The sequence below is a fragment of the Buchnera aphidicola (Hyperomyzus lactucae) genome (assembly GCF_005081705.1).
GTDB classification, from domain to species: Bacteria; Pseudomonadota; Gammaproteobacteria; order Enterobacterales; family Enterobacteriaceae; genus Buchnera; species Buchnera aphidicola_Y.
On record NZ_CP034876.1, the window covers coordinates 501,647 to 528,129 of the forward strand.

Annotated in this window: 21 protein-coding genes, 1 tRNA gene and 2 pseudogenes; 13 read left to right on the forward strand and 11 right to left on the reverse strand. The window is 24.7% G+C overall.

Features of this window, described 5'->3' with window-relative positions; translation table 11 throughout:
* Positions 1-2: 2 nt before the first annotated feature.
* Positions 3-1,802, forward strand: a complete 1,800-nt coding sequence (gene recD / locus D9V68_RS02330; protein ID WP_158357959.1) for an exodeoxyribonuclease V subunit alpha — start codon at positions 3-5, stop codon at positions 1,800-1,802.
* A gap of 29 nt (positions 1,803-1,831) precedes the next feature.
* On the opposite strand, the gene argA is transcribed toward recD, so the two are convergent.
* Complete coding sequence (gene argA, locus D9V68_RS02335) at positions 1,832-3,160, reverse strand: amino-acid N-acetyltransferase (protein WP_158357961.1); 1,329 nt, start codon at positions 3,158-3,160, stop codon at positions 1,832-1,834.
* Between the two features lie 161 nt (positions 3,161-3,321).
* Positions 3,322-3,398 (reverse strand) — tRNA-Met (locus D9V68_RS02340).
* A gap of 121 nt (positions 3,399-3,519) precedes the next feature.
* On the opposite strand from D9V68_RS02340, the gene mltA reads away from it, so the two are divergent.
* The 5 genes and pseudogenes from mltA (at position 3,520) to nusB (ending at position 7,742) form a co-directional block, all read left to right on the forward strand.
* Positions 3,520-4,593, forward strand: a complete 1,074-nt coding sequence (gene mltA / locus D9V68_RS02345; RefSeq protein ID WP_158357963.1) for a murein transglycosylase A — start codon at positions 3,520-3,522, stop codon at positions 4,591-4,593.
* A 39-nt stretch (positions 4,594-4,632) separates the two neighbouring features.
* On the forward strand, positions 4,633-5,109 hold the full coding sequence (gene ribE, locus D9V68_RS02350) for a 6,7-dimethyl-8-ribityllumazine synthase (RefSeq protein ID WP_158357965.1): 477 nt from the start codon (positions 4,633-4,635) through the stop codon (positions 5,107-5,109).
* A 49-nt stretch (positions 5,110-5,158) separates the two neighbouring features.
* Entirely contained in the window at positions 5,159-6,130 is a 972-nt protein-coding gene (gene thiL / locus D9V68_RS02355; RefSeq protein WP_158357967.1) for a thiamine-phosphate kinase, read from the forward strand.
* Positions 6,131-6,188: 58 nt separating this feature from the next.
* Positions 6,189-7,292 (forward strand): annotated as a pseudogene (ribD, locus tag D9V68_RS03215) (bifunctional diaminohydroxyphosphoribosylaminopyrimidine deaminase/5-amino-6-(5-phosphoribosylamino)uracil reductase RibD).
* A gap of 18 nt (positions 7,293-7,310) precedes the next feature.
* Positions 7,311-7,742, forward strand: a complete 432-nt coding sequence (nusB, locus tag D9V68_RS02370; RefSeq protein ID WP_158357971.1) for a transcription antitermination factor NusB — start codon at positions 7,311-7,313, stop codon at positions 7,740-7,742.
* Between the two features lie 32 nt (positions 7,743-7,774).
* On the opposite strand, the gene dxs is transcribed toward nusB, so the two are convergent.
* From dxs to D9V68_RS02385, 3 genes are all read right to left on the reverse strand, one after another.
* Entirely contained in the window at positions 7,775-9,601 is a 1,827-nt protein-coding gene (gene dxs, locus D9V68_RS02375; protein WP_158357973.1) for a 1-deoxy-D-xylulose-5-phosphate synthase, read from the reverse strand.
* 13 nt (positions 9,602-9,614) lie between these two features.
* A complete protein-coding gene (locus D9V68_RS02380) occupies positions 9,615-10,493 on the reverse strand; it encodes a polyprenyl synthetase family protein (protein WP_158357975.1) in 879 nt (292 codons plus the stop codon).
* Positions 10,494-10,557: 64 nt separating this feature from the next.
* On the reverse strand, positions 10,558-11,718 hold the full coding sequence (locus tag D9V68_RS02385; protein WP_158357977.1) for an MFS transporter: 1,161 nt from the start codon (positions 11,716-11,718) through the stop codon (positions 10,558-10,560).
* Positions 11,719-11,787: 69 nt separating this feature from the next.
* Between D9V68_RS02385 and D9V68_RS02390 the strand changes: the two genes are divergently transcribed.
* Positions 11,788-12,132: a TusE/DsrC/DsvC family sulfur relay protein gene (locus D9V68_RS02390; RefSeq protein ID WP_158357980.1), complete on the forward strand. Its 345-nt coding sequence runs from the start codon at positions 11,788-11,790 to the stop codon at positions 12,130-12,132.
* Positions 12,133-12,151: 19 nt separating this feature from the next.
* Here the strand turns inward: D9V68_RS02390 and cyoE are convergent, their stop codons facing one another.
* The 5 genes from cyoE to cyoA are packed head-to-tail and all read right to left on the reverse strand — an operon-like array spanning position 12,152 to position 16,888.
* Positions 12,152-13,009 (reverse strand): heme o synthase, encoded by an 858-nt coding sequence (gene cyoE, locus D9V68_RS02395; protein WP_158357982.1) that lies wholly within the window; start codon positions 13,007-13,009, stop codon positions 12,152-12,154.
* A 21-nt stretch (positions 13,010-13,030) separates the two neighbouring features.
* On the reverse strand, positions 13,031-13,360 hold the full coding sequence (cyoD, locus tag D9V68_RS02400; protein WP_158357984.1) for a cytochrome o ubiquinol oxidase subunit IV: 330 nt from the start codon (positions 13,358-13,360) through the stop codon (positions 13,031-13,033).
* Complete coding sequence (gene cyoC, locus D9V68_RS02405) at positions 13,360-13,971, reverse strand: cytochrome o ubiquinol oxidase subunit III (RefSeq protein WP_158357986.1); 612 nt, start codon at positions 13,969-13,971, stop codon at positions 13,360-13,362. The genes cyoD and cyoC overlap by 1 nt, the downstream gene beginning before the upstream one ends.
* Positions 13,961-15,964 (reverse strand): cytochrome o ubiquinol oxidase subunit I, encoded by a 2,004-nt coding sequence (gene cyoB, locus D9V68_RS02410; protein WP_158357988.1) that lies wholly within the window; start codon positions 15,962-15,964, stop codon positions 13,961-13,963. The genes cyoC and cyoB overlap by 11 nt, the downstream gene beginning before the upstream one ends.
* Positions 15,965-15,967: 3 nt before the next feature.
* Positions 15,968-16,888, reverse strand: coding sequence for a ubiquinol oxidase subunit II (gene cyoA / locus D9V68_RS02415; protein ID WP_158357990.1), 921 nt, complete (start codon positions 16,886-16,888; stop codon positions 15,968-15,970).
* A gap of 220 nt (positions 16,889-17,108) precedes the next feature.
* Between cyoA and D9V68_RS02420 the strand changes: the two are divergent.
* The 6 genes and pseudogenes from D9V68_RS02420 to ppiD all read left to right on the forward strand — a co-directional run bounded on the left by D9V68_RS02420 (position 17,109) and on the right by ppiD (position 25,563).
* Positions 17,109-17,469, forward strand: a pseudogene (locus tag D9V68_RS02420) (BolA/IbaG family iron-sulfur metabolism protein).
* A gap of 129 nt (positions 17,470-17,598) precedes the next feature.
* A complete protein-coding gene (gene tig / locus D9V68_RS02425) occupies positions 17,599-18,921 on the forward strand; it encodes a trigger factor (RefSeq protein WP_158357994.1) in 1,323 nt (440 codons plus the stop codon).
* A gap of 132 nt (positions 18,922-19,053) precedes the next feature.
* Entirely contained in the window at positions 19,054-19,668 is a 615-nt protein-coding gene (gene clpP / locus D9V68_RS02430) for an ATP-dependent Clp endopeptidase proteolytic subunit ClpP (protein WP_158357996.1), read from the forward strand.
* A gap of 97 nt (positions 19,669-19,765) precedes the next feature.
* On the forward strand, positions 19,766-21,052 hold the full coding sequence (gene clpX, locus D9V68_RS02435) for an ATP-dependent protease ATP-binding subunit ClpX (RefSeq protein WP_158357998.1): 1,287 nt from the start codon (positions 19,766-19,768) through the stop codon (positions 21,050-21,052).
* Between the two features lie 183 nt (positions 21,053-21,235).
* A complete protein-coding gene (lon, locus tag D9V68_RS02440; RefSeq protein ID WP_158358000.1) occupies positions 21,236-23,572 on the forward strand; it encodes an endopeptidase La in 2,337 nt (778 codons plus the stop codon).
* 122 nt (positions 23,573-23,694) lie between these two features.
* Positions 23,695-25,563 carry a peptidylprolyl isomerase gene (gene ppiD, locus D9V68_RS02445; RefSeq protein ID WP_158358003.1) on the forward strand — a complete coding sequence of 623 codons (1,869 nt, stop codon included), beginning with the start codon at positions 23,695-23,697 and terminating at the stop codon, positions 25,561-25,563.
* Between the two features lie 84 nt (positions 25,564-25,647).
* Here ppiD and queC read toward each other — a convergent pair whose 3' ends face one another.
* Positions 25,648-26,343: a 7-cyano-7-deazaguanine synthase QueC gene (queC, locus tag D9V68_RS02450; RefSeq protein WP_158358005.1), complete on the reverse strand. Its 696-nt coding sequence runs from the start codon at positions 26,341-26,343 to the stop codon at positions 25,648-25,650.
* Positions 26,344-26,483: the final 140 nt, after the last annotated feature.

Sequence of the window (26,483 nt, forward strand, 5' to 3'; positions counted from 1 at the left end):
AAATGATTATATTATTAGAACAAGCTGTAAAAGAAAAAATTATACGTCCAATTGATTTTTATTTTTCACAATTTATTGCAAAAACAAATACTATAGCAATGTTAGTTTCTGCTTGTCTGAGTTATGAAAGTAGAAATGGTTATATTTTTTTACCTATAGAATATTTTAAAAAAAACTCTTTTTTTTCTACTTCAAATAAAGAATTTATAAAAAAAATTGTAATAGTTTTAGGAAAAAAAATAAATTGGTCAGCTGAATTATTAAAACATTCATCTGTAAGTGATGGTTCTATTATTACACCTTTAATTTTATATAATAAAAAAATATATCTTTATAAGATGTGGAAAGCTGAAAGTAATATTTTTAATATGTTACATAAAAATTATAAAAAAAATAAAATTAATAAAAAAAAATGTTCTCAAATGTTAAATAATTTATTTCCTAATGAAAAAAAAAGTCTTCAAAAAATAGCAGTAGCACTAACTTTGATAAATAAAATAACATTTATTATTGGTGGGCCCGGAACTGGAAAAACTACTACTATAGTCAAAATAATTATTGCATTAATCAAAAAATCAAATAAACCAATAAACATTCAATTATCTGCACCAACAGGAAAAGCAACAACACGTTTAAGTAATATGATGCAAAATAATATTTTTAATTCTTTTCTTTCTAAAAAAGAAAAAAAATATCTTCCATCTCATGCTGTCACTATACATCAATTATTAGGAATTCAAAAAATATCTCAGAAAAGTCTTGTAAATAAAAACAACTTATTAAGTTTAGACGTATTAATCATTGATGAAACTTCAATGATAGATATTTTAATGATGGAAAAAATATTTTTTGCAACATCGGAAAAGACCAAATTAATTTTCATAGGAGATCATAATCAATTATCTCCAATAGAATCAGGATCTATCTTAAGGAATATTTGTTATTATGCGCACGGTGGATATAGTTTAAAAACTATATCTGATCTTAAAAAACTGATTAACTATAAAATATCAAAAAAAATTAAGACAAAAAAAACAAACTTTATTAGTAATAATATATGTATATTAAAGAAAAACTATCGTTTTAACAAAAAATCAGGCATTTATACATTATCATATGCAATAAAAAATAAAAAAATAGATATTATTCAAAATTTATTTCAAAATTCAATAAAAAATATTTTTTTTTATGAAATAAATTCAACTCAAGAATATAAAAAAATGATTGAAAGAATTTCTTTAAACTATGAAGATTTTTGGAATAAAATTAACCAACAAGAAAAAATAGAAGAAATAATAAAAGCTTTTCAAAGTTATCAAGTATTATGTATATTACGTGATAGTTTATTCGGAATAAATTTTTTAAATAAAACATTAGAAGAAAAAATGCGTAGAACAAAAAAGATAAAATATTTTTATATTAATAATCAACAATGGTACATAGGAAAACCTATTATGATTACTAAAAACAATAAATATTTAGATTTATCTAATGGAAATGTAGGTATTACTAACATGAGTAAAAACGGTTTTTTGCAAGTATCTTTTTTAAGAGAAAACCAAACAATTAATAATATTCCTGCAAGTATTTTAAAGAATTATGAAACTGCCTGGGCTATTACTGTTCATAAAGCGCAAGGGTCAGAATTTACTAATACCGCTTTAATACTACCTAATTTTGATTCAAATTTATTAAACAAAGATATTTTATATACTGGTATAACAAGATCTCGGAATACATTAAGTATTTTTTCAAATAAAGATATTTTCATAAAAACCGCTTTAAAAAGTACAGATAAATAAAAAATATTTTTTTGTTAAAAATAAATATCTTAAAATACATCAATCATTAAAATTTTTGAACGACGCTGATAATTATACATTTTCTTTTTGCTTTCAGGTAATACTTCAATATCTACTAAAACAAAACCTCTTTCTTGAAACCAATGAATACTTTGAGTAGTTAATACAAAAATTCTTTCTAAATGTATTTCTTTAGCATGACTTTTTATTTTCTTTAATAGTAAATCTCCGCGAGATGAATTTCTATAATCAGGATGAACAGCTACACATGCCATTTCACCTATTCTTTCTTTTAAAAAAGGATATAATGCGGCACAAGCAATAGTTAAATTATCACGCTCAATAATAGTAAATTTATCTACTTCAATTTCTAATTGTTCCCTTGATCGACGGACTAAAATGCCTTTTTTTTCCAAGGGACGAATTAATTCTAATATCCCTCCAATATCATTAATACTAGCTCGTCTTATTTTTTCTGCTGATTCCATTACCATCTGTGTACCAATACCGTCTCGAGAAAACAATTCTTGTAATAATGCTCCATTTTCGTAATAGCTAATTAAATGACTGCGATTTACTCCACTTTGACAAAATTTTATTGCTCCTCTTAGAAAACGAACAGTTGAAGAAATATAATCACCTTTTTTTTCTAGTTTTTTAATAACATCTTTTATATCATTGGGTAATAATTCAGAAATAATTTTACCTTTATGATCTATAACTCCTTGATTACTGCAAAAACCGATCATTTTTTCTGCTTTTAATTTAATACCTACTTGAGTTGCGATTTCTTCAGAAGTTAAATTAAAACTTTCTCCTGTTACAGAAACAGCAACTGGACCAATTAAAACTATAGCTCCATTATTTAATTGGCACTCAATTGCATTTTTATCAATTCTTCTAATTCGTCCACTATGACAATAATCAACACCATCATCGACCCCTAGTGGTTGAGCAATAATAAAATTACCACTAACTACATTAATATTTGCTCCTTGAAGAGGAGTATTAGTCAAACTCATTGATAAACGAGCTGTAATATCTAGTTGTAATCTTCCAGCGGCTTGTTTAACTTGCTCTAAAGATGCTGAATCAGTAATACGGATATATTTATGGTATATTATTTTAATATTTTTTTCATTTAAATTAGTGTTAATTTGTGGACAAGAACCATATACAACAACTAAACGAATACCTAAGCTATGTAATAATCCTATATCATTAATAATACCAGAAAAATTTCCATGTTTAATTGCTTCACCACCTAACATTATTATAAAGGTTTTACCTCGATGAGCATTAATGTAAGGAACGCTGTGACGAAAACCCTGAACTAATTCAGTAGTACGTTCTTTCATAACAATCCTCTTGCATTTTTACTGCAACCTATATATTATTTTTTACTAATAAAAATTTTGTATCTTTAAAAGATATTAAAATTTTATAAAATTTTGGAAGGTTTTTAAAAAGATGGGATTAAATTAAAAGATAATTTTTTATAAGTAAAATTTTTACTAATTGGTTGCGGGGGCTGGATTTGAACCAACGACCTTCGGGTTATGAGCCCGACGAGCTACCAGACTGCTCCACCCCGCGCTTGTAGTAATTAATATATTACATCTTTATTAAAAGATTTGCAACCTTTTTCCCAAATTAAATAGTTTTTTAAAAAATGCAAAATATTTTTTTAACCTAATAAGTTATTTTATCAATTAAAATGAAAAAGATAATAATTACAATAGTTTTTTTAAGTTCGTTTTTTTTTTCACAAACATATGCAAATGAACCTATAAATCGAGGAAAACAATACAAAAAAAAATTACTCACGAACTTTACTGAAATAAAAAATCTAAATATTCAAAGTAAATTGATTAATTCACAATCGTTTCTCATTCAAATTCAAGAAATTAAAAAACATTCTCCATCTTTATATTTTAAAAATAAATATATTTATAACGCAATTATAAATTGGTTAAAAAAAAACGAGAACATTAATGAACTTAATACATTTGGAATTAATTCTTTTCAAATGAAAGGAATAGATAACTATGGAAATGTTAAAATAAGTAGCTATTATACTCCAGTAGTAGAAGCAAGAAAAAATAAAAATACTATTTTTAAATATCCAATATATTCAATGCCTTTTCATCTTGAAAAAAATACACTTTTACCAAAAAGAAAAGACATATACAATGGAGTTTTAGATAAAAAATATATTCTGGCTTATAGTAATTCTTTAATAAATAATTTTATTATGGAAATTCAAGGGAGTGCTTTTATAGATTATGGAAGTAATAAACCGTTAACTTTTTTTAGTTATTCTGGAAAAAATGGCTGGCCTTATAAAGGGATCGGACAAATTTTAATTAATAGAGGCGAGATCAAGAAGAAAAACATGTCCATGCAAGCTATTAAGAATTGGTGCGCAAAACATACAGAAAAAGAAATAAGAAATTTATTTGAAGAAAATCAATCTTTTGTATTTTTCAAAGAAACAAAAAAAAAACAAGTATACGGAGCTAGTGCTGTTCCATTGGTAGCGAAAACATCAGTAGCCGCAGACAACTCGATAATTAAAAATGGCAGTGTAATTTTATTACAAGTGCCTTTACTTGATAAAGATGGTATATTCATTAATAAATATGAAATGCGTTTAGTAATTGCATTAGATGTAGGAGGTGTCATTAAAGGACAACATTTTGATATTTATGAGGGAATTGGTGAAAAATCGGGTATATTAGCAGGATATTACAATCACTACGGATATGCTTGGGTTCTAAATAATAAATAATTAATTGTATAAATTCTAACTATAAGTAAACATGAAAATATGAATATAATCCAATCAGGAATTACAGCTAAAGATGCATTTATTGCTATAATAGTTTCTAGATTTAATGAATTTATTAATAATAATTTATTATCAGGAGCATTAGATACATTAAAAAGAATAGGAAAAGTTAATGAAAAAAATATTTTAACAGTATATGTTCCAGGAACCTACGAAATAGCCCCTGTAGCTAGTTATATTGCAAATTCCAGTAAATATGATGCTATTATTGCTATCGGAACTATTATACAAGGAGATACTGATCATTTTAAATATATTGCTAGTGATACTAGTAGTAGCATTTCAAGAATTAGCACTAAATATTGTTTACCTATTACATTAGGTATATTAACCACAAAAAATATTGAACAATCTATTGATAGATGTGGTACAAAAATGGGAAACAAAGGTTCTGAAGCTGCTTTAGCAGCATTAGAAATGATTAATGTTATGAAAAAATTAGAAAAAGTACTATAATCTGAAATGTATGTTTATTCAATACTTATTTTAAAATTTGACTTTAACTATGAATTACACTGAATTTGAAATTATTTCACAATATTTCCAACGCAATCAAAGAAAAGATCATAATGAAATTCAAGGAATTGGCGATGATAGTGCCTTAATAAAAATACCTGAAAAAAAAATTCTTGCAATTACTACTGATACATTAGTCGAAGGTACTCATTTTTTAAGAAATATATCTGCCAAAGATTTAGCGTACAAAACAGTAGCAGTGAATCTTAGCGACCTCGCTGCAATGGGTGCCAATCCTAAATGGACAACACTATCTATTACTATGCCTAAATCTGATAGTATATGGCTAGAAAAATTTAGTATAAGTTTGTTTCACGTTTTAAAAAAGTTCAATATCAAATTAATTGGTGGTGATACCAACTGTGGACCTTTAAGTATTACTTTAAGTCTTTATGGACTATTAGAAAAAAATACTGCATTATTAAGAAGTAATGCTAGAGTAGGAGATTTAGTTTATGTTACGGGAACTCTGGGAGATAGCGCTGCAGGTCTTTTTTTACTTAAAAAAAAAATATTCATAAAAGATTTAAATATAAAAAATTATTTAATTAAAAAACATCTACATCCTATTCCTAGAGTACATGAAGGGAGAGCTTTAAGAAAAATTGCTAATTCAGCAATCGATATATCAGATGGATTGATTTCAGACCTAGGTCATATCTTAAAAAATAGTAAATGCGGAGCAAATATTAACTTAAATACACTCCCTATTTCTAAAGTTTTAACTGATAATTTTAAAAATCACTATTGCTTAGATTGGGCACTAAGTGTAGGAGAAGATTATGAATTATGTTTTACTATTCCCCCTAAAAATATACAAAAACTAGATTTAATGATAAAAAAATGTTTAATTAATTGTACATGTATTGGATACATTACACACTTTGAAAAAGGCTTGAATTTATTTTTTAACAAAAAAAAAATTATTTTCAAAAAAAAAGGTTTTAATCATTTTAATTGAAATATTTCCACAAAAATACACAATATATGTTGGTTAAAAAATGAATGATATATTTTACATGAAAAGAGCAATAGAACTGAGCAAATTAGGAGAGTTTACTACTTCACCTAATCCTAACGTAGGATGTGTAATTGTAAATAATAATAACATTGTTGGAGAAGGATGGCATGAACAATCGGGTAAAAATCATGCAGAAATTAATGCGTTAATAATGGCTGGTAACAATGCAAAAGGAGGAACAGCCTATATAACACTTGAGCCATGTAATTATTTTGGTAAAACCCCTCCTTGTTGCAATGCACTTGTTACAGCAGGTATAAATCGTGTTATAATTTCTAATATAGATCCTAATCCTAAAGTTTCCGGAAATGGAATTTTATATTTAAAAAAAAACGGTATTTCTGTAAAAACTGGATTATTATCAAAAGAATCAAAAAAATATAATAAAGGTTTTTTTAAAAGAATGAAAACTGGATTACCATGAACTCAACTTAAATTAGGAATGTCGCTAGATGGAAGAATAGCGATGAAAAACGGTGAAAGCAAATGGATTACTTCAAAGTATGCACGTCAAGATGTTCAAAAATTTCGAGCAAAAAGTTCAGCAATTCTCAGTAGCAGCGCTACTATTTTAAGTGACAATTCTTTATTAAATGTACGTTATAAAGAATTTAATGAAGAAACACGATCTATTTTTCCTCAAAAAATATTTCAGCATCCAATAAGAGTAATTATAGATAGTAAAAATCGAATTAAACCATCACATAAAATTATTCATACTAAAGGAAAAATATGGTTAATAAGATTAAAATTAGATACTCATATATGGCCTGATAATACAACACAAATTATAGGAAACGAAGATAACAAAAAAATTAATATTTTATCTGTTTTGAAACTTCTAGGAAAATTAGAAATAAACAAGGTATGGATAGAAGCAGGAAGTACTTTGTCTGGATTTTTATTGAATTCACATTTAATAGATGAACTGATTATATATATCGCTCCTAAAATACTAGGACATGAGGGACGGCCATTATGTATGATTTATAATCAACTAAAATTATTAGATTCTCTTCAATTTACTTTTCAAAACGTTCGCCAAATAGGTCCAGATATAAGATTGATTTTATCTGCTAAAAAAAATACATATAATATATAATTAAGAGAAATTTTATTCATGAAACCATCTTCTCGACGAAAAGCACGTGCATGTGCATTACAAATGCTATATTCTTGGGAAATATCTCATAATAACATTAAAGACAGTGCTATTCATTTCTTAAAAGAAAGAAATAAAAAAAATATTGATATTATATACTTTTATGAATTAATTTTTGGAATTACATGTAACTGTGAAAATATAGATAATTTAATGAAACCTTATTTATTTAGATCACTAAAAGAATTGGGACAAATAGAAAAAGCAATCTTGAGAATTTCATTCTATGAATTACATAACAGAAATGATATTCCTTATAAAGTATCTATTAATGAAGGGATTGAATTAGCTAAATTATTTGGTTCTGAAGATAGTCATAAATTTATAAATGGTGTTTTAGATAAAGCAGCATTAAAAATGGGGTATAATAAAAAAAATATTACTACATGAAAATTTATATTTAATATATTAATATTTTTTTATTATTTTATTAGCCAAGAAAAAATTTGTTTATAAATACCTTCTTCATCTAATTGATAATCATGTCTAATTTCTTCTTGTGTACCTTGTGGAATAAAAGCATCTGGTAATCCAATATTCAATACTGGCAAAAAAATCTTTTTTATCATAAGAAATTCATTTACAGAACTTCCTGCTCCACCAGAAATAATACCTTCTTCAAGAGTTACAAAAAATTTATGTTTATAAGATAATTTTAAAATCATATGCTGATCTAAAGGTTTAACAAAACGCATATCAACTAATGTAGCATTTAAATTATCTGCTGCGAAAACAGCATTCTTTAATAAAACACCAAAATTTAAAATAGCTATTCTTTTTCCAATTCTCTTTATTAAAGATTTTCCTAACGGGATTTTATTCATTGGCAGCAATAATGTTCCAATACCATTACCTTTAGGATATCTTACTACACTAGGACCATCATTATGCATATAACCAGTATAAAGCATTTGTCGACATTCATTTTCATTACTAGGAGTCATAATTACTATACCAGGAATACATCTTAAATAAGCTAGATCAAAAATTCCTTGATGTGTTTGTCCGTCATTCCCAACAATCCCGCTCCTATCAATAGCAAACAAAATAGATAATTTCTGCAATGCAACATCATGTATAAGTTGATCATAAGCGCGTTGTAAAAAAGTAGAATAAATAGCAACAACAGGTTTATAACCACTAATCGCAAAACCCGCAGCAAAAGTAACTGCATGTTGTTCGGCAATAGCAACATCAAAGTATTGATTGGGAAAAAGACGAGCAAATTTGCTCATACCAGAACCTTCACACATGGCAGGTGTAATCGCTATTAGCTTTTTATCAAATTCAGCTACTTCACAAAGCCAAGAACCAAAAACATCTGAATAACTAAGAAATTGTGAAACTGATAATTTACGTGGAGATATTGCATGCCATTTAACGGGATTTAATTCTGCTGGAAGATAACCCTTTCCCTTTTTAGTCACAAGATGCAATAAATAAGGACCTTTTTTATCTTTTATTTTTTTTAATATACTAATAATAAAAAAAACATCATGTCCATCAAATGGTCCTAAATATTTAAAACCTAAATTAGAGAAAATTGAATTAAAAGAAAAAAAATTATTTTTAATATTTTTATTTTTTCTTAAAAATTGTTTCTTAAATAAATATAATATTTTTTTATAATTTTTGATGCTCATTAATTGTCTCAAATTTTTTAAGTGCCGATGTAAAGCACCTACATTTTTTGAAATAGACATTTTATTATCATTTAATATAACTAATAAATTAGATTTAATTACCCCAGCATGATTCATTGCTTCAAATGCCATACCTGCAGTCATTGCGCCATCACCAATAACACAAATAGTTTTTCTATTTTTTCCTTCCTTGTTCGCCGCAATAGACATACCTAAACCTGCACTAATAGAAGTAGAAGAATGACCAACGCTTAAAGTATCGTATTCACTTTCTTCTCGACAAGGAAATGCATGTAATCCATTTTTTTTTCTAATACTACTAATTTGTTTAATTCTTCCAGTTAATATCTTATGAGGATATGCTTGATGTCCTATATCCCATAATAAATTATCAAATGGTGTATTATAAATGTAGTGTAACGCTACAGTAATTTCAATTACACCTAATCCAGAAGCAAAATGTCCTAAAGAAACAGACACTACATCTAATAGATATTCACGCAACTCAATACATAGTTTTGGTAATTGATCAATAGGTAAAAGACGTAAATTTTCTACTGAATTAGCAAAAGATAAAATGGGGTATTTTTTAAAATTAACATTCATCAGACACTCTTTATTAAATTGATTTACTATTTTTAATTATAAATTGTGTTAAATTTTCTAATACGCTAATATTAAAATCTTTTTTTTTTAAACAATTCAAAGCTGAAAACGATTTTTCATATAATTGTTTAACTTTTTTTCTTGATTGATCTAGACCTATTATCAACGGATAAGTATTTTTATTCAGTGTTTTTAAAATATCATTTTCAATATCTAAAATATCATCTTGAATTTGAAAGGCTAAACCAATAGAAGTTGCAAAACAATCTAAAGTAGATAATATAGATTTAGAAAAATTATTTGTAGAAAAATATGTTAAACGTACAGCAGAACGCATTAAAAAAGCAGTTTTATATAAATTAATAATATCTAATTCAGATACATTAACTACTTTTTTTTCCGCTTCTAAATCTAACATTTGGCCCATACACATACCTGATGAACCAATAGAAGTAGATAATTCAGAAATCATTTTAATACGTTCTAAATTAGAGATATTTGGCATAAAGCTTTCTGATAAAAGATTAAATGCAAGACTTTGTAAAGCATCACCAGCAAGTAAAGCAATATTTTCTCCATACTTTATATGACAAGAAATTTTGCCTCTTCTAAAACAATCATTATCCATACATGGTAAATCATCATGGATTAAAGAATAAGAGTGAATACATTCAATAACTGTAGATATTACATCCAATGTAACTATATTCACTTTAAATGTTTCTCCAGTTGCATATACTAAACATGAACGCAATCTCTTTCCACCTGAAAAAATACTATATTTCATCGCTTTTAAAAGATTGGAATTTTGAAAAGGTAAACTGTTTAATGTATAAAGAATTTTTTTATTTATACGATTTTTATAAATGTTATAGAGCTGAAAAAAATGCATATTTAAATACTCAAATAAAAAAATTTCTGCTATTTATTAAAATATATTGTACTATAAATACAAGTTACTTTTTACAAAAAATACTACACATTAACCATATCAAAACAATAAATATTTCAAATAAAAAAATTTCTGCTATATTTAAAAAACTATATAACCAGCCACTAATAATACCACCAAAAGAAATCCCTAAAAATTGACTAGTAGAATAAATACTCATCACACTTCCTTTATAATTACTTAGTAATTGTTTATTCAAATAAGAAGGTAAAAAAATTTCAAGAAAATTAAAAGCTATAAAAAAAACTTGCAAAGAAATTATTAAAAAAAATAAATTATTGTTAGCTTCTTGAAACATCAATACTGAAAATAAAATAAATACAATACAAATTTCAATAATATTTTCTAAGAAATATTTATGTTTACAGTAAAATATAAACAAAAATAAAATTAAAAAAGAAATTAATATAGTACTTGAATATACTTTCCAATGATTTTCAAAAGACAAACCAGATATTTCAAACTGATTAGGTATAACCATAAAATTAATCGTTAATAAAAAATGCAGAAAAAATATACCCAGATAAGATCTAAAAAATTTTTTATTAAAAATAAATTGCAACTTTTTACTAAACAAACTATTTTTATTGTTTTTAGATAATGAATAATTTTTAGAAGAAGGAACAATAAAAAAAACAATCAACATACAAAAAATAGAAAAATATGCAGATATCCAAAAAATAGAAAAATATCCAAAATACCGAATAATAAAAGGCCCAATAACCATAGAAATTAAAAAAGAAAAAGCAAAGCTTACACCTATAGCAGCAATCGATTTAACATGGTTTTTTTTTCGAATTACATCAGATAAACAAGCCATACATACACCAGAAATAGCTCCAGAACCTTGAAAAAACCTACCAATTATTAACCCCCAAATTGAATGCATAGTAGCAGAAAAAATATTTCCAATAAAAAATAGAAACAGACCTATTAAAATTATTTTTTTTCTATCAAATTTATCTGATAACATTCCAAATGGAATCTGAAAAATCACTTGAGCAATACCATATATTCCTATAGATAAACCAATTAAAAATTCATTTGCATCATCTAAAAGTATTCCATATTTACTTAAAACAGGAAGAATCATAAACATTCCAAGCATGCGTAATAAAAAAATTATACAAAAACTTAATGTGACTTGTAATTCTAAAAAGTTCATTTTATAATTCTCTTTATTCAATTTAATTTTATTAAAACTCACATTTAAGAAACAATATAATTGTAAAAAATGGATATTAAAAATAAAAAACTATATACATATGAAACAATAGAAAAAGATTCCGAAGGATATTTAAAGAAAACTAAAGATTGGAATATGATATTGGCAGAAGAAATTGCGAAAACAGAAAACATCAAACTAAATGCTGATCACTGGCAGATAATAATTTTTATACGAAATTTTTATTTTAAATTTAATATGACACCTTCTATGAGAATGTTGATTACCAGCATGAAAAAAGAAATGGGTATATCTAAAAGTAATAGTATTTATTTATTTAAACTTTTTCCTAAAGGACCAGCCATACAGGCTAGTAAAATTGCAGGAATACCTAAACCCGTGAAATGTTTGTAAAATATAAATAAAATATTTTTTAAAATAAAAAATCTATTGACATCAAAAAATTTAAAAAAACAACAACTATTATAGAATAATAAAACAATCGACTTGCATTTCTTTTATCATTATTTTTTTTAATATTAGAATAAGCCAGAAATAACCAATAAAAATTTATTATAGAAGATAAAAACAAAAAATTATAACTCAAAAAACCTAACACAGTTAATAATGAACTAAAAATAATAAACCCAATAATATAATAAAAAATGTGTTTTTTTGCAACAGCAATGCTTTTTACTAAAGGAAAAATTGGAATTTTAGCTTTTTGATAATCTTTAATTCTAACAATAGAAATAGCATAAAAATGAGACATTTGCCAAAATATAAAAATTATATATAATAATATAGAGCATACATCAATATAATTAGAAACTGCCGTATAACCAATCATAGAAGGCATCGAACCTGAAAAACTACCAATAAATGTTGAATAAATTGATCTTCTTTTATACAACAAGGTATACAAAAAAATGTAAATAAAAAATCCTAAGATTGAAAAAATCATCGATAAAAAATTTACTAAAAACCCTAATATAAATACTCCTAATATTCCTAAAATAATAGCAAAAATGGATGCTGATAAAAAAGAAATCAATTTTCTTGATAAGACTCTCTTATTTGTACGATTCATTTTTTTATCTATATCATGATCAATTAAATTATTAAAGACACAAGCAGAAGCTATTACAAAAGATGTACCTAAAATAGTATAAAAAAATAAAAAAAAATCAAAACAAGTGTTTCTTGATGCCAAAAAAAAACTTCCCATGATTAAAATTATATTACCTAAAATAATACCAGGTTTGATTATTTCTAAATAATTCTTAAACATAAATTATACGTCTTTAATTAATTATAATACAGTATACATCACATGATGATTTAAATTATACATGATCCATATCGAACCAAATACGACAATAAAAATAATTATAATTACAAACAATAGAGTGACAAGATTCCATCGCATTTCTGAAGAAAAATCTAAATGCAAAAAATACACAAAATGAACTATAATTTGAATTATAGAACATACTAAAACAAGTATATAATTTAATTTACTAGGAAAAGTTTTTTGTATTACTAGCAAAAACGGAACTATAGTTAGTATTATAGAAAAGCAAAAACCTAATAAATAAGACTGAATTTCTTTATTATTATTTTTTTTAATAAAATTGTACATTAAATAGCTCCATTTAAATAAACAAAGGTAAAAACACAAATCCATATAATATCTAAAAAGTGCCAAAAAATGCTGAAACATAAAATTCTGGTATATATCGAATTAGTTAAACCTAATTTTTTTAACTGATAAAATATTGATAATATAAAAATTAAACCAAAGAAAATATGGACACCATGAGTACCAACAAGAGTGAAAAAAATAGAAAAAAATGCATGTTTATCAGGACTTAAATTTCTTATTATAAGTTCATAAAACTCATTTATTTCCATAGATAAAAAAATAAAACCTAAACAAAAAGTTATTATTAAAGATAAATAGAGCATTTTCATGTTTTTACGATTCATTGCAATAACAATTAAACCACATGATAACGAACTTAATAATAATACAAATGTTTCTAATAGAATAAAAGATAAATTGAAAATTTTATTACTTATTAAATTAATAGATAAATTTGAAGAGATTATAGCATAAACAGCAAAAAGCACTGCAAACATAATACAATCACTCATTAAATATATCCATAAACCAAATAATTTATTATTATCTAATTTTTTATCTTCAGTATTAAAATTTAATATTATATTGTTTTTTTTATTATTTATCATTTGGAACCTTCTTTATCAATGCTTTTAAATTTTGATATTCAATTTCTTTTATGTCTTCTACTGAGATAGTATACTCTTTGTTTTCATTAATACTTGTCCACACTAAACTAATAATAATCACAGAAAAAGATAAACAACACATCCAAGTTATATGCCACACTGCTGAAAAACCAAACAACAATGAAAAAATACTAATAAAAAAACCCAGACCTGTATTTCGAGGCATATGAATTTCACAATAATTAGTATTATGTATTATTTTTTTGGTTTTTTTTATATTTTTATTTTTTTTTGTTTCCCAAAAATCATCTCTATCTGAAACTATAGGAATACAAGCAAAGTTATAGATTGGAGCGGGTGAAGAAGTTGACCATTCCAAGGTTCTACCATCCCAAGGATCTCCAGTTAAATCTAAATTATGTTGACGATCTCGTACTGAAACAAAAAATTGAATTATTTGACAAATTATTCCTACTCCAATAAAACAAGCTCCAGCTGCTGCAATACATAACAACATATGAAAATCAGAATCAATATTTTGACTTAAACGACGAGTCATACCCATTAATCCTAAAAAATATAAAGGCATAAACGCAAGAAAAAATCCTATAATCCAAAACCAAAAAGCACGTTTTCCCCATTTTTCATTTAAAATAAATCCAAACAATTTAGGAAACCAATAACTGATTCCAGCAAAACATCCAAAAACAACTCCTCCAATTATTACATTATGAAAATGTGCAACTAAAAATAAACTATTGTGTAAAATAAAATCAGCTGGAGGAACAGACAACAATACACCCGTCATTCCACCAATAGAAAAAGTTATCAAAAAACCTAATGTCCATAACATTGAAGAATGCATGTAAACACGACCTTGATACATTGTAAACAACCAATTGAAAATTTTTACTCCAGTAGGAATTGCTATAACCATAGTAGTAATTCCAAAAAAAGCATTAATATTAGCTCCTGCTCCCATAGTAAAAAAATGATGAAGCCATACAATAAATGATAAAATTGTAATAGATAAAGTTGCCCATACTAAAGATACATATCCAAATAAACGTTTTTTAGAAAAAGTTGCTACTATTTCTGAAAACACACCAAATACTGGTAATACTAAAATATAAACTTCTGGATGTCCCCAAATCCATATCAAATTAACATACATCATGGCATTTCCGCCTAAATCATTAGTAAAAAAATGAAAATTAAAATAACGATCTAAAGTCAGTAATACAAGAGTAATAGTTAAAACTGGAAAAGAGATTACAATAAGAATATTTGTGCAAAGAGAAGTCCAAGTAAAAACTGGCATTTTAAAAAAAGACATACCTGGTGCTCTCATTTTTAAAATCGTTACTAAAAAATTAATTCCTGTTAAAGTAGTACCAATACCGGCTATTTGTAAACTCCAAATCCAATAATCTACTCCTACACCAGAGCTATATTTAATACCAGATAATGGCGGGTAAGCTAACCAACCTGTTTGTGCAAACTCTCCTATTCCTAAAGATAAAGTAAGTAATACAGAACTACTAACATTTAACCAAAAACTTAAATTATTCAGAAAAGGAAAAGCTACATCACGAGCTCCAATTTGTAATGGTACAACCAAATTCATTAAACCAATCACGAGCGGCATGGCTACAAAAAAAATCATTATTACGCCATGAGCAGTAAATATTTGATCATAATGATGAGGTGGTAAAAAACCTTTATAGCCTGCCGATGAAATCACTTGTTGAGTACGCATCAATATGGCATCAATAAAGCCACGAAATAACATAATAAACGCAAGTATTCCATACATAATAGAAATTTTTTTATGATCCACTGTAGTAAACCATTCAGACCACAAATATTGCCATTTTTTATAATAAGTGATACTGCATATAATGCATAAAGTAATTAAGATAATAGCACTATATGTAAACATAATAATTGGTTCATGATAAGGAATTGCATTCAATGTTAGTTTTCCAAACATTTCTTATTTCTCCACTTTTATACTTTTAGTAGATATTTTACTGACAGTATTGTGATCTAAAATTTTAAAGTTTTTTGCTGAAAATTGGTTTATAATTTGATCAAATAAGTTTTTTTTAACATTAGAAAAATATTCTACTGAATAGTTCTTATTCGGAATAGATATTGTATTAAAATGTTTCATTGTATTTAATTTTTTAGATGAATGACTAATTTTCTTTACCCAATCTATAAAAAAAGAATCTTTTAATACAGAAATAGCAGTGAACTTCATATTAGAAAAGCCATTTCCACTATAATTAGATGATATTCCTTTATATTTTCCCGGATGATTAGCAATTAAATTTAATTTTGTCATCATGCCCGGCATAGCATATATTTGACTACCAAGAGATGGAATAAAAAAAGCATTCATAACAGAATTTGAAGTAATACGGAAAATTATAGGTCTATTGATAGGAAACATAATTTCATTAATTGTTGCAATATGATAGTCTGGATAAATAAATAACCATTTCCAATCTAGTGCAATTGCATCTATTTTTATCGGATTATAAAAAGAAGAAATAGGTTTTTTGGGTTCTAATTTATGACTATAATTCCAAGCCAAAAAAGCTAAAAAAGAAACTATAAAGATTGGAATAGTCCAAACTACTATTTCTATTTTTCTTGAATCAGACCAATTAGGTTTATATATCTGATTAATATTAGTTGAACGATACTTAATTGAAAAATATATAGTCATAAAAATTACTGGAATGATAACAAAAAGCATCATTATAAACGATATGAATATTAATGAACATTCCTCTATGGCAATAGTTCCATGGGGATTTAATAATAAACTATCACATCCATTAAATACAAAAATCATTAATATTAATGAAATAACTTTAAAAAAATTATTATAATTTAAACATGTCATTCAAAAACCTCAAAATAATATAATATTTTTACTAAAAATTTAATAAAATTATTAATTTAATATTTAAAATAATACATAACACTATTTTTACAAAAAAAAAACTAATACCTGTGAAATAATTGAATTATTTTTTAAAAATTGATAAAATTTAAAAATCAAAAATCAGTATGTATACGTATAAAATTTAAACATTTAACAAAATAGGAGATAATATTAATTAATGACTCTAGAAAAAATAAAAAAATATTTAACATCTCAAATTAAGATAAACTTTATTGAAATTTATGACAATAGTTCATTACACAATTATTCAAAAAAAAAACTTACACATTTGAAAATAATAATTATTAGTAATGATTTTATCAATGAAAAAATCATAAATAGACACCGTATAGTTTTTTCAAAATTATCAAAAATAATTATAGAAAAAATATATTCAATAACGTTGTATACTTATACTTTGAATGAATGGGAATGTAAAAAATACGAAATAGATAATTATTCTAAGTGTTTTAAAAAAAAATAATATTTTACTAGTTTACCAGAAAAAATTAAGACAAAAATGTACTAAAACACTTTAATATAAAAATATTTTCGATAAAAAATAATTATTATTCATAATAGCTCGAATAAAAAATCACTAAAAAATTTTAAAACTATTATAAAACATCTAAAATATACTGATAAAAGCAATCGTTTGAGGTAATAAGATGAAATTTTTTATGGAAAAAAATAAAGATACTGGTCATAGTGTCAGAATTAATATTCTAAAAAAAGTAGTTAACAATGCTATTGTTAAAGAACTTATAAACATTAGCAAAAAAACAAATATTAATGGATTTAGAAAGGGTAAAATTCCCATTAAAGTTGTAAAAGAAAAATATGGTGACGTCATTTATTATGATGTATTTAAACAACTAATGCAAAAATTTTTTTATGAATTTACAGAAAAAGAAAAAATTAAAATTATTGGTTCTCCAAAATATTATTTACATAAAAATGAAGATAATAAAAAAGAATATTTTGAATATTCCGTTATCTATGAAATATATCCAAAATTTAATATCGAAGACATAAAAAGCATAAAAGCAAAAAATATAACCGTAAATATTACAGATGCAGACATTAAAAAAAATATAGAAAAATACAAAACAAGAATAAATGTTTGGAATATAGAAAATAAAGCTATTAAGCCTCATGATCGAGTCACAATAAACTATAATATTTATGAAAAAAATAAAAGATTAAAAAATTTTGAAACAAAAAATTTTACTTTTATTGTATCTGAAAACACACTAATACCTCAATTAAATGAAAAAATCATTAATCATATTATTAATGACATTATTTTTTTTAAAAAAAAATTTCATCCGTTTTATCCAGAAAAAGAACTGCAAAATAAAGATATTACATTTAAAATCAAAATAGTAAAAATTGAAAAAAAACGAGAACAAGACTTAGAAGAAAAAAATATTAAAAATGAAAAAATTACTCAAGTTACATACCAAACTATAAAAAATAATTTTATTTTTCAGGTAAATAAAATAACTGAAAAATATTTAGAAGAGCAAATCATAAAAAATATTATCAAAAAAAATATTATACTAATACCTCCAATTTTATTTCAAGAAGAAATAAAATGTATATATGAACAATACAAAAAAGAATATTTAGAAGAAAAAAATCATAATATTTTAGAAAAAAAATATCATATAAATTTTGATTTTCAAGCTAGAAAACGATTATCTCTTAAAATTATTATAGAAAAAATTATTTCTGATCATCAATTACATGCTAATGAAAATAATGTAAAATCATTAATTAAAAACATATCTTTAAACTATAAAAAACCAATAGAAATTATTAATTTATATAATAAAGATAATCATTTAAAAAATAAAATTAATAACATAGACTTGGAAAATCAAGCGGTTTCTCTTTTAAAAAAAAACATTCAAACTACAGAAGAATATTGGACTTTTGATAAATTTATAAATTATAACTGGAAAATGCATGATGAATTTATTGTATAATTAATTTAATACTGTCTTCTCATAATTTGAATTTTTCTGCTATATTTATCTTTAATATAATAATTGAAATTATGATGTAATATAAAATAATACTAATTATCTAACAATATTAAAATTTTCTAGGAATAAAAAATGTTATATAATCATAATCGAAAAAACTCATATTCAACACTCATTCCTATGGTTGTAGAACAACATTCTAGAGGAGAGCGTTCATATGACATATATTCGCGACTTTTAAAAGAACGAATAATTTTTATGACAGGCAATATTGAAGATAATATGGCAAACAATATTGTAGCTCAAATATTATTTTTAGAAGCAGAAAATCCAGAAAAAGATATATTTTTATATATTAATTCTCCTGGAGGTATTATTACGTCAGGTATGTCTATTTATGACACAATGAAATTTGTCAAGCCAGATATTAACACTATTTGCATGGGTCAAGCATGTTCAATGGCCGCTTTATTACTAACATCTGGTACTAAAGGAAAAAGATTTTGCTTGCCTAATTCAAGAGTTATGATTCATCAACCATTAGGTGGATATCAAGGACAAGCTTCAGATATTGCTATTCATGCACGAGAAATAATGGAAATGAAAAAAAAATTAAATAAATTAATATCATTCCATACAGGTCAATCTATAAAAAAAATAAACAAAGATACAGAACGTGATTGTTTTTTATCAGCAGATGAGTCTATTCAATACGGATTAATTGATTTTATTTTAACTCAGCGTTAATAAAAAATGACATTTGTCAAATTTTTATAAAATATTACAAAATATATAGAATCTATTTACTCGAAAATATAAAAAAGCATAAGAAAGAGGTTAAAGCATGACAGATAAGAGTAAAGAAAATTCTAAAAAACTTCTTTATTGTTCATTTTGTGGAAAAAATCAAAAAGAAGTACGAAAGTTAATAGCTGGTCCAACAGTATATATATGTGATGAATGTGTAAAATTATGCAATGATATTCTTACTGAAGAAATTATAAAGAACAAAAAAACAGAAACCGAATATCAAATAAATTATTTACCTACACCTCATGAAATAAAAAAACATCTTGATAATTATGTAATTGGACAAGATCATACAAAAAAGATTTTATCTGTTGCTGTTTATAATCATTATAAACGTCTTCGTAATTTCAGTGAGAATAAAGATCTAGTTGAGTTGGGAAAAAGCAATATTTTATTAATAGGACCTACTGGTAGTGGTAAAACATTATTAGCGCAAACACTAGCGAAATTATTAGATGTACCTTTTACTATTGCAGATGCTACTACTCTAACAGAAGCAGGATATGTAGGAGAAGATGTTGAAAATGTAATACAAAAACTGTTACAAACATGTAAGTATAACGTAAAAAAAGCAGAATTAGGTATTGTTTATATTGATGAAATAGATAAAATTTCAAGAAAATCTGATAATCCCTCTATTACTAGAGATGTTTCTGGAGAAGGAGTTCAACAAGCTTTATTAAAATTAATCGAAGGAACATTAGCATCTATTCCACCTCAAGGAGGACGAAAACACCCTCAACAAGAATTTTTACAAGTAAATACATCAAATATTTTATTTATATGCGCTGGAGCATTTTCGGGATTATCTAAAATTATTTCTAAACGATTAAACACAGGAACAGAAATAGGTTTTAATGCTTCTGTTCAGAAATCCAAAAAAAAAATGTCAGAAGATTTCTTGCTAAAACAAGTAGAACCTAAAGATTTGATAAAATTTGGATTAATTCCTGAATTTATTGGTCGCTTACCAATAGTAACGGTATTGAATGAATTAACTGAAGAAGCATTAGTTGAAATATTATGTAAACCTAAAAATGCTTTAATTAAACAGTATCAAATATTATTTAAGTTAGAAAAAGTACAATTAGAATTTAGCAAAAAATCTATTGCTGCTATTGCAAAAAAAGCAATGAATAAAAAAACAGGTGCTAGAGGATTGCGTTCTATAATTGAAAGTATGTTGCTTGATATCATGTATGAACTTCCATCTATGCTCAATATAGAAAAAGTACTAATAAATGAGTCTGTTGTACATAATAATACATCACCAAAAATAATACATGGAAAAACAAATCACACAAAACATCAGATAAATTAAACAATATTTGATGCTCTTAAAAAATAAAAAAACTACTTTTTATTTTATCAAACGTTTAGTATTAAACATCAAGCGATTATTCCGATATATTTGGCTGATTATGGATGTAATGCATGATTTTTATTCCATCTTATAGTTTTTTTAAATAATACATATCGGAAAATTCAACTAAGAGAGAGCTCTATGAATTCTGAGCGTTCCGAACACATTACAATCCCCGTTTTGCCATTAAGAGATGTAGTCATATATCCTCATATGGTGATTCCATTATTTGTAGGTCGTAAAAAATCAATAAAATGTATTGAAACTTCCATGAATAATGATAAAAAAATTATGTTAATTGCACAAAAAGAAGCTTCTAAAGATGAACCTATTATAAAGGATTTATTTAACATAGGAACAATTAGTTCAATTTTGCAAATGTTAAAGTTACCAGATGGTACAGTAAAAGTATTAGTAGAAGGATTACAACGTGCACGCATTAAAAATTTAACTAATAATGGACAGCATTTTATTGGAGAAGTTGAATTAATTGTTTCACCTACTATTTTAGAAAAAGAACAAGAAGTATTAATTCGTACTACAATTAATCAGTTTGAATCTTATATTAAACTTAATAAAAAAATTCCATCAGAAATATTAAATACTCTTAATAATATTAAAAATTCAGAAAAATTAGCAGATATTATTGCTGCTCATATGCCATTGAAATTAAATGATAAACAATCAGTTTTAGAAATAAATAATGTTAATGAAAGATTAGAATTTTTAATGGCAATTATGGAAACTGAAATTGATTTATTACAAGTAGAAAAGAGAATTAGAAATCGTGTTAAAAAACAAATGGAAAAAAGTCAAAGAGAATACTATTTAAATGAACAAATAAAAGCTATTCAAAAAGAACTTGGTGACATGGATGACATTCCAGACGAGAATAAAATTTTAAAAAGAAAAATTAAAGCATCAAAAATGCCAAAAGAAGCTAAAGAAAAAACAGAATCAGAGCTTCAAAAATTAAAAATGATGTCACCAATGTCAGCAGAAGCAACAGTGGTAAGAAGCTATATTGACTGGATGATACAAGTACCTTGGTATATTAGAACAAAGATTAAAAAAGATATTAAAAAAGCTAAAAAAATTCTTGATATTGACCATTTTGGTCTCGAAAAAGTTAAAGATAGAATCTTAGAATATTTAGCAGTACAAAGTCGACAAAAAAAAGTAAAAGGTCCTATTTTATGTTTAATTGGACCACCAGGTGTAGGAAAAACTTCATTAGGAAAATCTATTGCAAGATCTACAGGTAGAAAATATGTAAGAATGGCTTTGGGAGGAATAAGAGACGAAGCTGAAATTAGAGGTCATAGACGTACTTATATAGGTTCTATGCCTGGAAAATTGATTCAAAAAATGGCAAAAGCTAAAGTTAAAAATCCTTTATTCTTACTAGATGAAATTGATAAAATGTCTTGTGATATAAGAGTAGATCCAGCTTCTGCTTTACTAGAAGTATTAGATCCAGAACAGAATATCACTTTTAATGATCATTATTTAGAAGTAGATTATGATCTTTCAGATGTTATGTTTGTCGCCACATCTAATTCTATGAACATACCTGCACCCTTGTTAGATCGTATGGAAATTATTCGTCTCTCTGGTTATACTGAGAATGAAAAATTAAACATAGCAAAAAAATACTTATATCCGAAACAAATAGAAAGAAATGGACTTAAAGAAGATGAAGTAAAAATTACTGATTGTGCGATAATTAGTATTATTCAATATTATACTCGTGAAGCAGGAGTTCGTAGTTTAGAACGTGAAATCTCTAAAATATGTCGTAAAGTAGTAAAAAATTTACTTTTAGATAAATCTTTAAAACATATTGAAATTAATAATAAAAATTTAAAAGTATTTTTAGGAATAAAACGTTTTGATTATGGAAGAATTAACAGTAGCAACCAAATTGGTCAAGTCATTGGATTAGCGTGGACAGAAGTAGGTGGAGAATTACTCACTATTGAAACAGCATCTGTTTCAGGAAAGGGAAAACTAACATATACAGGTTCTCTAGGTGAAGTAATGCAAGAATCTATTCAAGCAGCATTAACTGTAGTTAGATCTCAAGCAGATAAATTAGGTATAAAAAAAGATTTTCATGAAAAACATGACATTCATGTTCATGTCCCTGAAGGTGCTACACCCAAAGACGGACCTAGTGCTGGTATAGCAATGTGTACAGCTATCGTTTCATCATTAACAAAAAACTCTGTTAAATGTAATGTGGCCATGACTGGAGAAATTACCTTACGTGGACAAGTACTACCTATTGGTGGATTAAAAGAAAAATTATTAGCAGCACATCGTGGTGGAATAAAAATAGTATTAATACCACATGAAAATAAACGTGATCTAGAAGAGATACCTCAAAATATTCTTGAAGGATTACAAATACATCCAGTAAAAAATATTACAGAAGTTTTAAACTTAGCATTAGAAAAAGCCCCATATGTTTTATAATACAGAAAAATAATATTATACAGATAATATATAAGATTAGGCTGACAAAAATTGTCAGCCTTCATATTTAAAAAAATATTTTTTATTATACATAATTTTAAAATATCTAGGATCGTCATATCATGACAAAATCTTCAAAAACACGATCAAATCGCATTATAGTTAAATTGATTTTAGGGATAATCATCTTATCTTTAATTTTAAGTACTATGAATAGTTATATAAATCAAGATTCAGAAAAATATGTAGCAACAGTTAATGGTGAAAAAATTAGTTTTAAAATGTTTAAAAATATGTATGCTCTTGAAAGAGAAAAACAAAAAAAAATATTAGGAAAAAATTTTTTTAAATTAAGTCATAATGAACATTTCATGAAAGAAATGTATAATTATACTTTATCCCAGTTAATTAACAATGTTCTTTTAGAACAATATACAAAAAAAATGCAGTTATACACAAATGATGATGAAATAAAAAAAATTATATTGCATTCTTCTTTATTTCAAATACACAAAAAATTTAACAAAGAAAAATATTTCAATTATCTTGCATCTATAAATTTAAGCAATAATGAATATATTGACATTATTAAAACCAAAATAAATACTGAAAATTTAATACATGCCATTTCTAGTAGTAATTTCATTTTAAAAAATGAACAAAAAAATATTTTACAATTATTATCTCAAAAAAGAATATTTAAAAAATCAATTGTTGAAATTGGTCCGGAAATTTACAAACAACATGTAACTGATACGGAAGCGAAAAATTACTTTTCCCAAAATAAAAATAATTTTTACATCCCAGAAAAATTTAAAATAAGTTTTATTCAATTAAAGTCGGATAATTTTAAAACAAAATGTAATAAACAAGAAATTCATGATTGGTATCTAAAAAATATTAAAAAATACTTCACAAAAGAAAAAAGAAAATACAGTATTATTCAACTTAAAGATAAAAATAAAGCATTATTAATATTATCTAAATTGCATAATAAACCAGAAGATTTTTCAAAAATAGCTAAAGAAAATTCAACAGATCCTATTTCATCTAAAAACAGTGGAAATATTGGATGGATACCAATTAATTTAATACCAACTGAAATTAAAAATGCTAATTTAAATAATAAAAATGAAATATCTAATCTTATTCCATTTCATAATGAATTTTTAATTGTGAAATTAGATGAAATAATACCTAAAAAACAAAAAAAAATAAATGAAGTATATGATGTCATTAGAGAAGAAATAAAACATAAAAAATCGTTTGATTTGTATCATAAATTACAAAATAAAATATCTAATATTATTCAAACAAAAAAAAATAAATTTGATTTTATTCTTAAAGAAATAAATATGTCTGCTAAAGAAACTGATTGGTTTGATAAATATTCCATTCCCCAAACACTAGATATTCCTATATTAAAAAAGATAATTTTTGATAAAAAACAATTTAAAACAAATAAAACACTAAAATCGCACTCACATTTTATTATTTTAAAAAATAATCAATCATTTTTGATTAATGTGAAGGATTTTAAAAATAAAAAAATGCAAATTTTTCAAAATGTCAAAAGTCATATTATTCATAAGTTAAAGATTATAAAAGCAATTAAAGCAACAAAACGAAAATCAGAAAAAATTATTACCGAATTAAAAAAAGGAAATAAAAATTTATTTGAACAATCAAATCTTAGTTTTAATAATTCTGAAATAATATCTCGTTATAGTAATAATCCTATTACATCGCTAATTTTTTCTTTACCACATCCACGAAAAGATAGAAAAATATACACTTTATATCAAGATGAAAATAAAAATTTTATAATTATATCGCTTGAAAAAATTTATAATAACAGTTTTTCTGAAGACGAAAAAAAAATTATCATAAAATATTTAGAAAGAAATAATACTGAAATAATTTTTAATGCTATTCTTAAAAATCTTCATGATACATCAATAATTACATATGAGAAAATAGAAAAAATATAAAAAACTTAAAAAAGTTATTCGATATAAATATCTTTATATACGAATAACTTTGTATACAGTTAAGTTTTTATTTAAAAAAATACATTACAATAAATTCATTTTCATCTTAATACTATTCATATAATAAGAACGATTTAATTGCCATGTATCAAATCCTCTTTTTCTAAGAATACATGCTTGACATTTACGACAACCTCTTCCTGGGATACCATTATAACAAGTAACAGTATCATTTAAAATGATATCGGTAGAATTCCAATAATCTGATAAAGCCCATATTTCAGATTTATTGAGATTCATTAAAGGTGTTTTAAAAAAAATATTACAATTCATGCCTATTTTAACGGTATTATTCATTAATTTAATAAATTCATATCTACAATCAGGATAACCAGAAAAATCAATTTCATTAACACCCAAAACTATTGAAGTAATTTTATGATTATAAGCATACATAGAAGATAATGTTAAAAATAAAATATTACGACCAGGAACAAACGTGCTTGGTAAAGAATTATCTAATGGATGACTACTATTAATTAAAAGTTTGTTTTCAGTCAAGCTGCTAATAGATATATCTTTTAAATACTTAATATCTAAAACTATATGATTTTTAATACCCAGTTTTTTCGATATAACAAGAGCAGAATTAATCTCAGATTTATGTAATTGATTATAATCAAAAGTTATACAATGAACTTCTTTATATATATGCGTATAATGTATTAAACAAGTTGTTGAATCTTGTCCGCCGCTAAAAATTACTAATGCTTTTTTCATTTTGTTATAAATTATAATTTTGTAAAAGTATAGTCTTCTAAAAAACACACAAAATATTATATCAATAATATTTCAATTAAAAAAATATTGAAAAATTAATTTTTAGATGGAATACAAATAAAAATATTTTGTAAATAAAC

What these genes read in the sequence shown, in the direction of transcription:
- recD (WP_158357959.1), top strand. Translation starts at nt 3, where the DNA reads ATGATTATATTATTAGAACAAGCTGTAAAAGAAAAAATTATACGTCCA.
- argA (WP_158357961.1), bottom strand. Translation starts at nt 3,160, where the DNA reads ATGAAAGAACGTACTACTGAATTAGTTCAGGGTTTTCGTCACAGCGTT.
- mltA (WP_158357963.1), top strand. Translation starts at nt 3,520, where the DNA reads ATGAAAAAGATAATAATTACAATAGTTTTTTTAAGTTCGTTTTTTTTT.
- ribE (WP_158357965.1), top strand. Translation starts at nt 4,633, where the DNA reads ATGAATATAATCCAATCAGGAATTACAGCTAAAGATGCATTTATTGCT.
- thiL (WP_158357967.1), top strand. Translation starts at nt 5,159, where the DNA reads ATGAATTACACTGAATTTGAAATTATTTCACAATATTTCCAACGCAAT.
- nusB (WP_158357971.1), top strand. Translation starts at nt 7,311, where the DNA reads ATGAAACCATCTTCTCGACGAAAAGCACGTGCATGTGCATTACAAATG.
- dxs (WP_158357973.1), bottom strand. Translation starts at nt 9,601, where the DNA reads ATGAATGTTAATTTTAAAAAATACCCCATTTTATCTTTTGCTAATTCA.
- D9V68_RS02380 (WP_158357975.1), bottom strand. Translation starts at nt 10,493, where the DNA reads ATGCATTTTTTTCAGCTCTATAACATTTATAAAAATCGTATAAATAAA.
- D9V68_RS02385 (WP_158357977.1), bottom strand. Translation starts at nt 11,718, where the DNA reads ATGAACTTTTTAGAATTACAAGTCACATTAAGTTTTTGTATAATTTTT.
- D9V68_RS02390 (WP_158357980.1), top strand. Translation starts at nt 11,788, where the DNA reads ATGGATATTAAAAATAAAAAACTATATACATATGAAACAATAGAAAAA.
- cyoE (WP_158357982.1), bottom strand. Translation starts at nt 13,009, where the DNA reads ATGTTTAAGAATTATTTAGAAATAATCAAACCTGGTATTATTTTAGGT.
- cyoD (WP_158357984.1), bottom strand. Translation starts at nt 13,360, where the DNA reads ATGTACAATTTTATTAAAAAAAATAATAATAAAGAAATTCAGTCTTAT.
- cyoC (WP_158357986.1), bottom strand. Translation starts at nt 13,971, where the DNA reads ATGATAAATAATAAAAAAAACAATATAATATTAAATTTTAATACTGAA.
- cyoB (WP_158357988.1), bottom strand. Translation starts at nt 15,964, where the DNA reads ATGTTTGGAAAACTAACATTGAATGCAATTCCTTATCATGAACCAATT.
- cyoA (WP_158357990.1), bottom strand. Translation starts at nt 16,888, where the DNA reads ATGACATGTTTAAATTATAATAATTTTTTTAAAGTTATTTCATTAATA.
- tig (WP_158357994.1), top strand. Translation starts at nt 17,599, where the DNA reads ATGAAATTTTTTATGGAAAAAAATAAAGATACTGGTCATAGTGTCAGA.
- clpP (WP_158357996.1), top strand. Translation starts at nt 19,054, where the DNA reads ATGTTATATAATCATAATCGAAAAAACTCATATTCAACACTCATTCCT.
- clpX (WP_158357998.1), top strand. Translation starts at nt 19,766, where the DNA reads ATGACAGATAAGAGTAAAGAAAATTCTAAAAAACTTCTTTATTGTTCA.
- lon (WP_158358000.1), top strand. Translation starts at nt 21,236, where the DNA reads ATGAATTCTGAGCGTTCCGAACACATTACAATCCCCGTTTTGCCATTA.
- ppiD (WP_158358003.1), top strand. Translation starts at nt 23,695, where the DNA reads ATGACAAAATCTTCAAAAACACGATCAAATCGCATTATAGTTAAATTG.
- queC (WP_158358005.1), bottom strand. Translation starts at nt 26,343, where the DNA reads ATGAAAAAAGCATTAGTAATTTTTAGCGGCGGACAAGATTCAACAACT.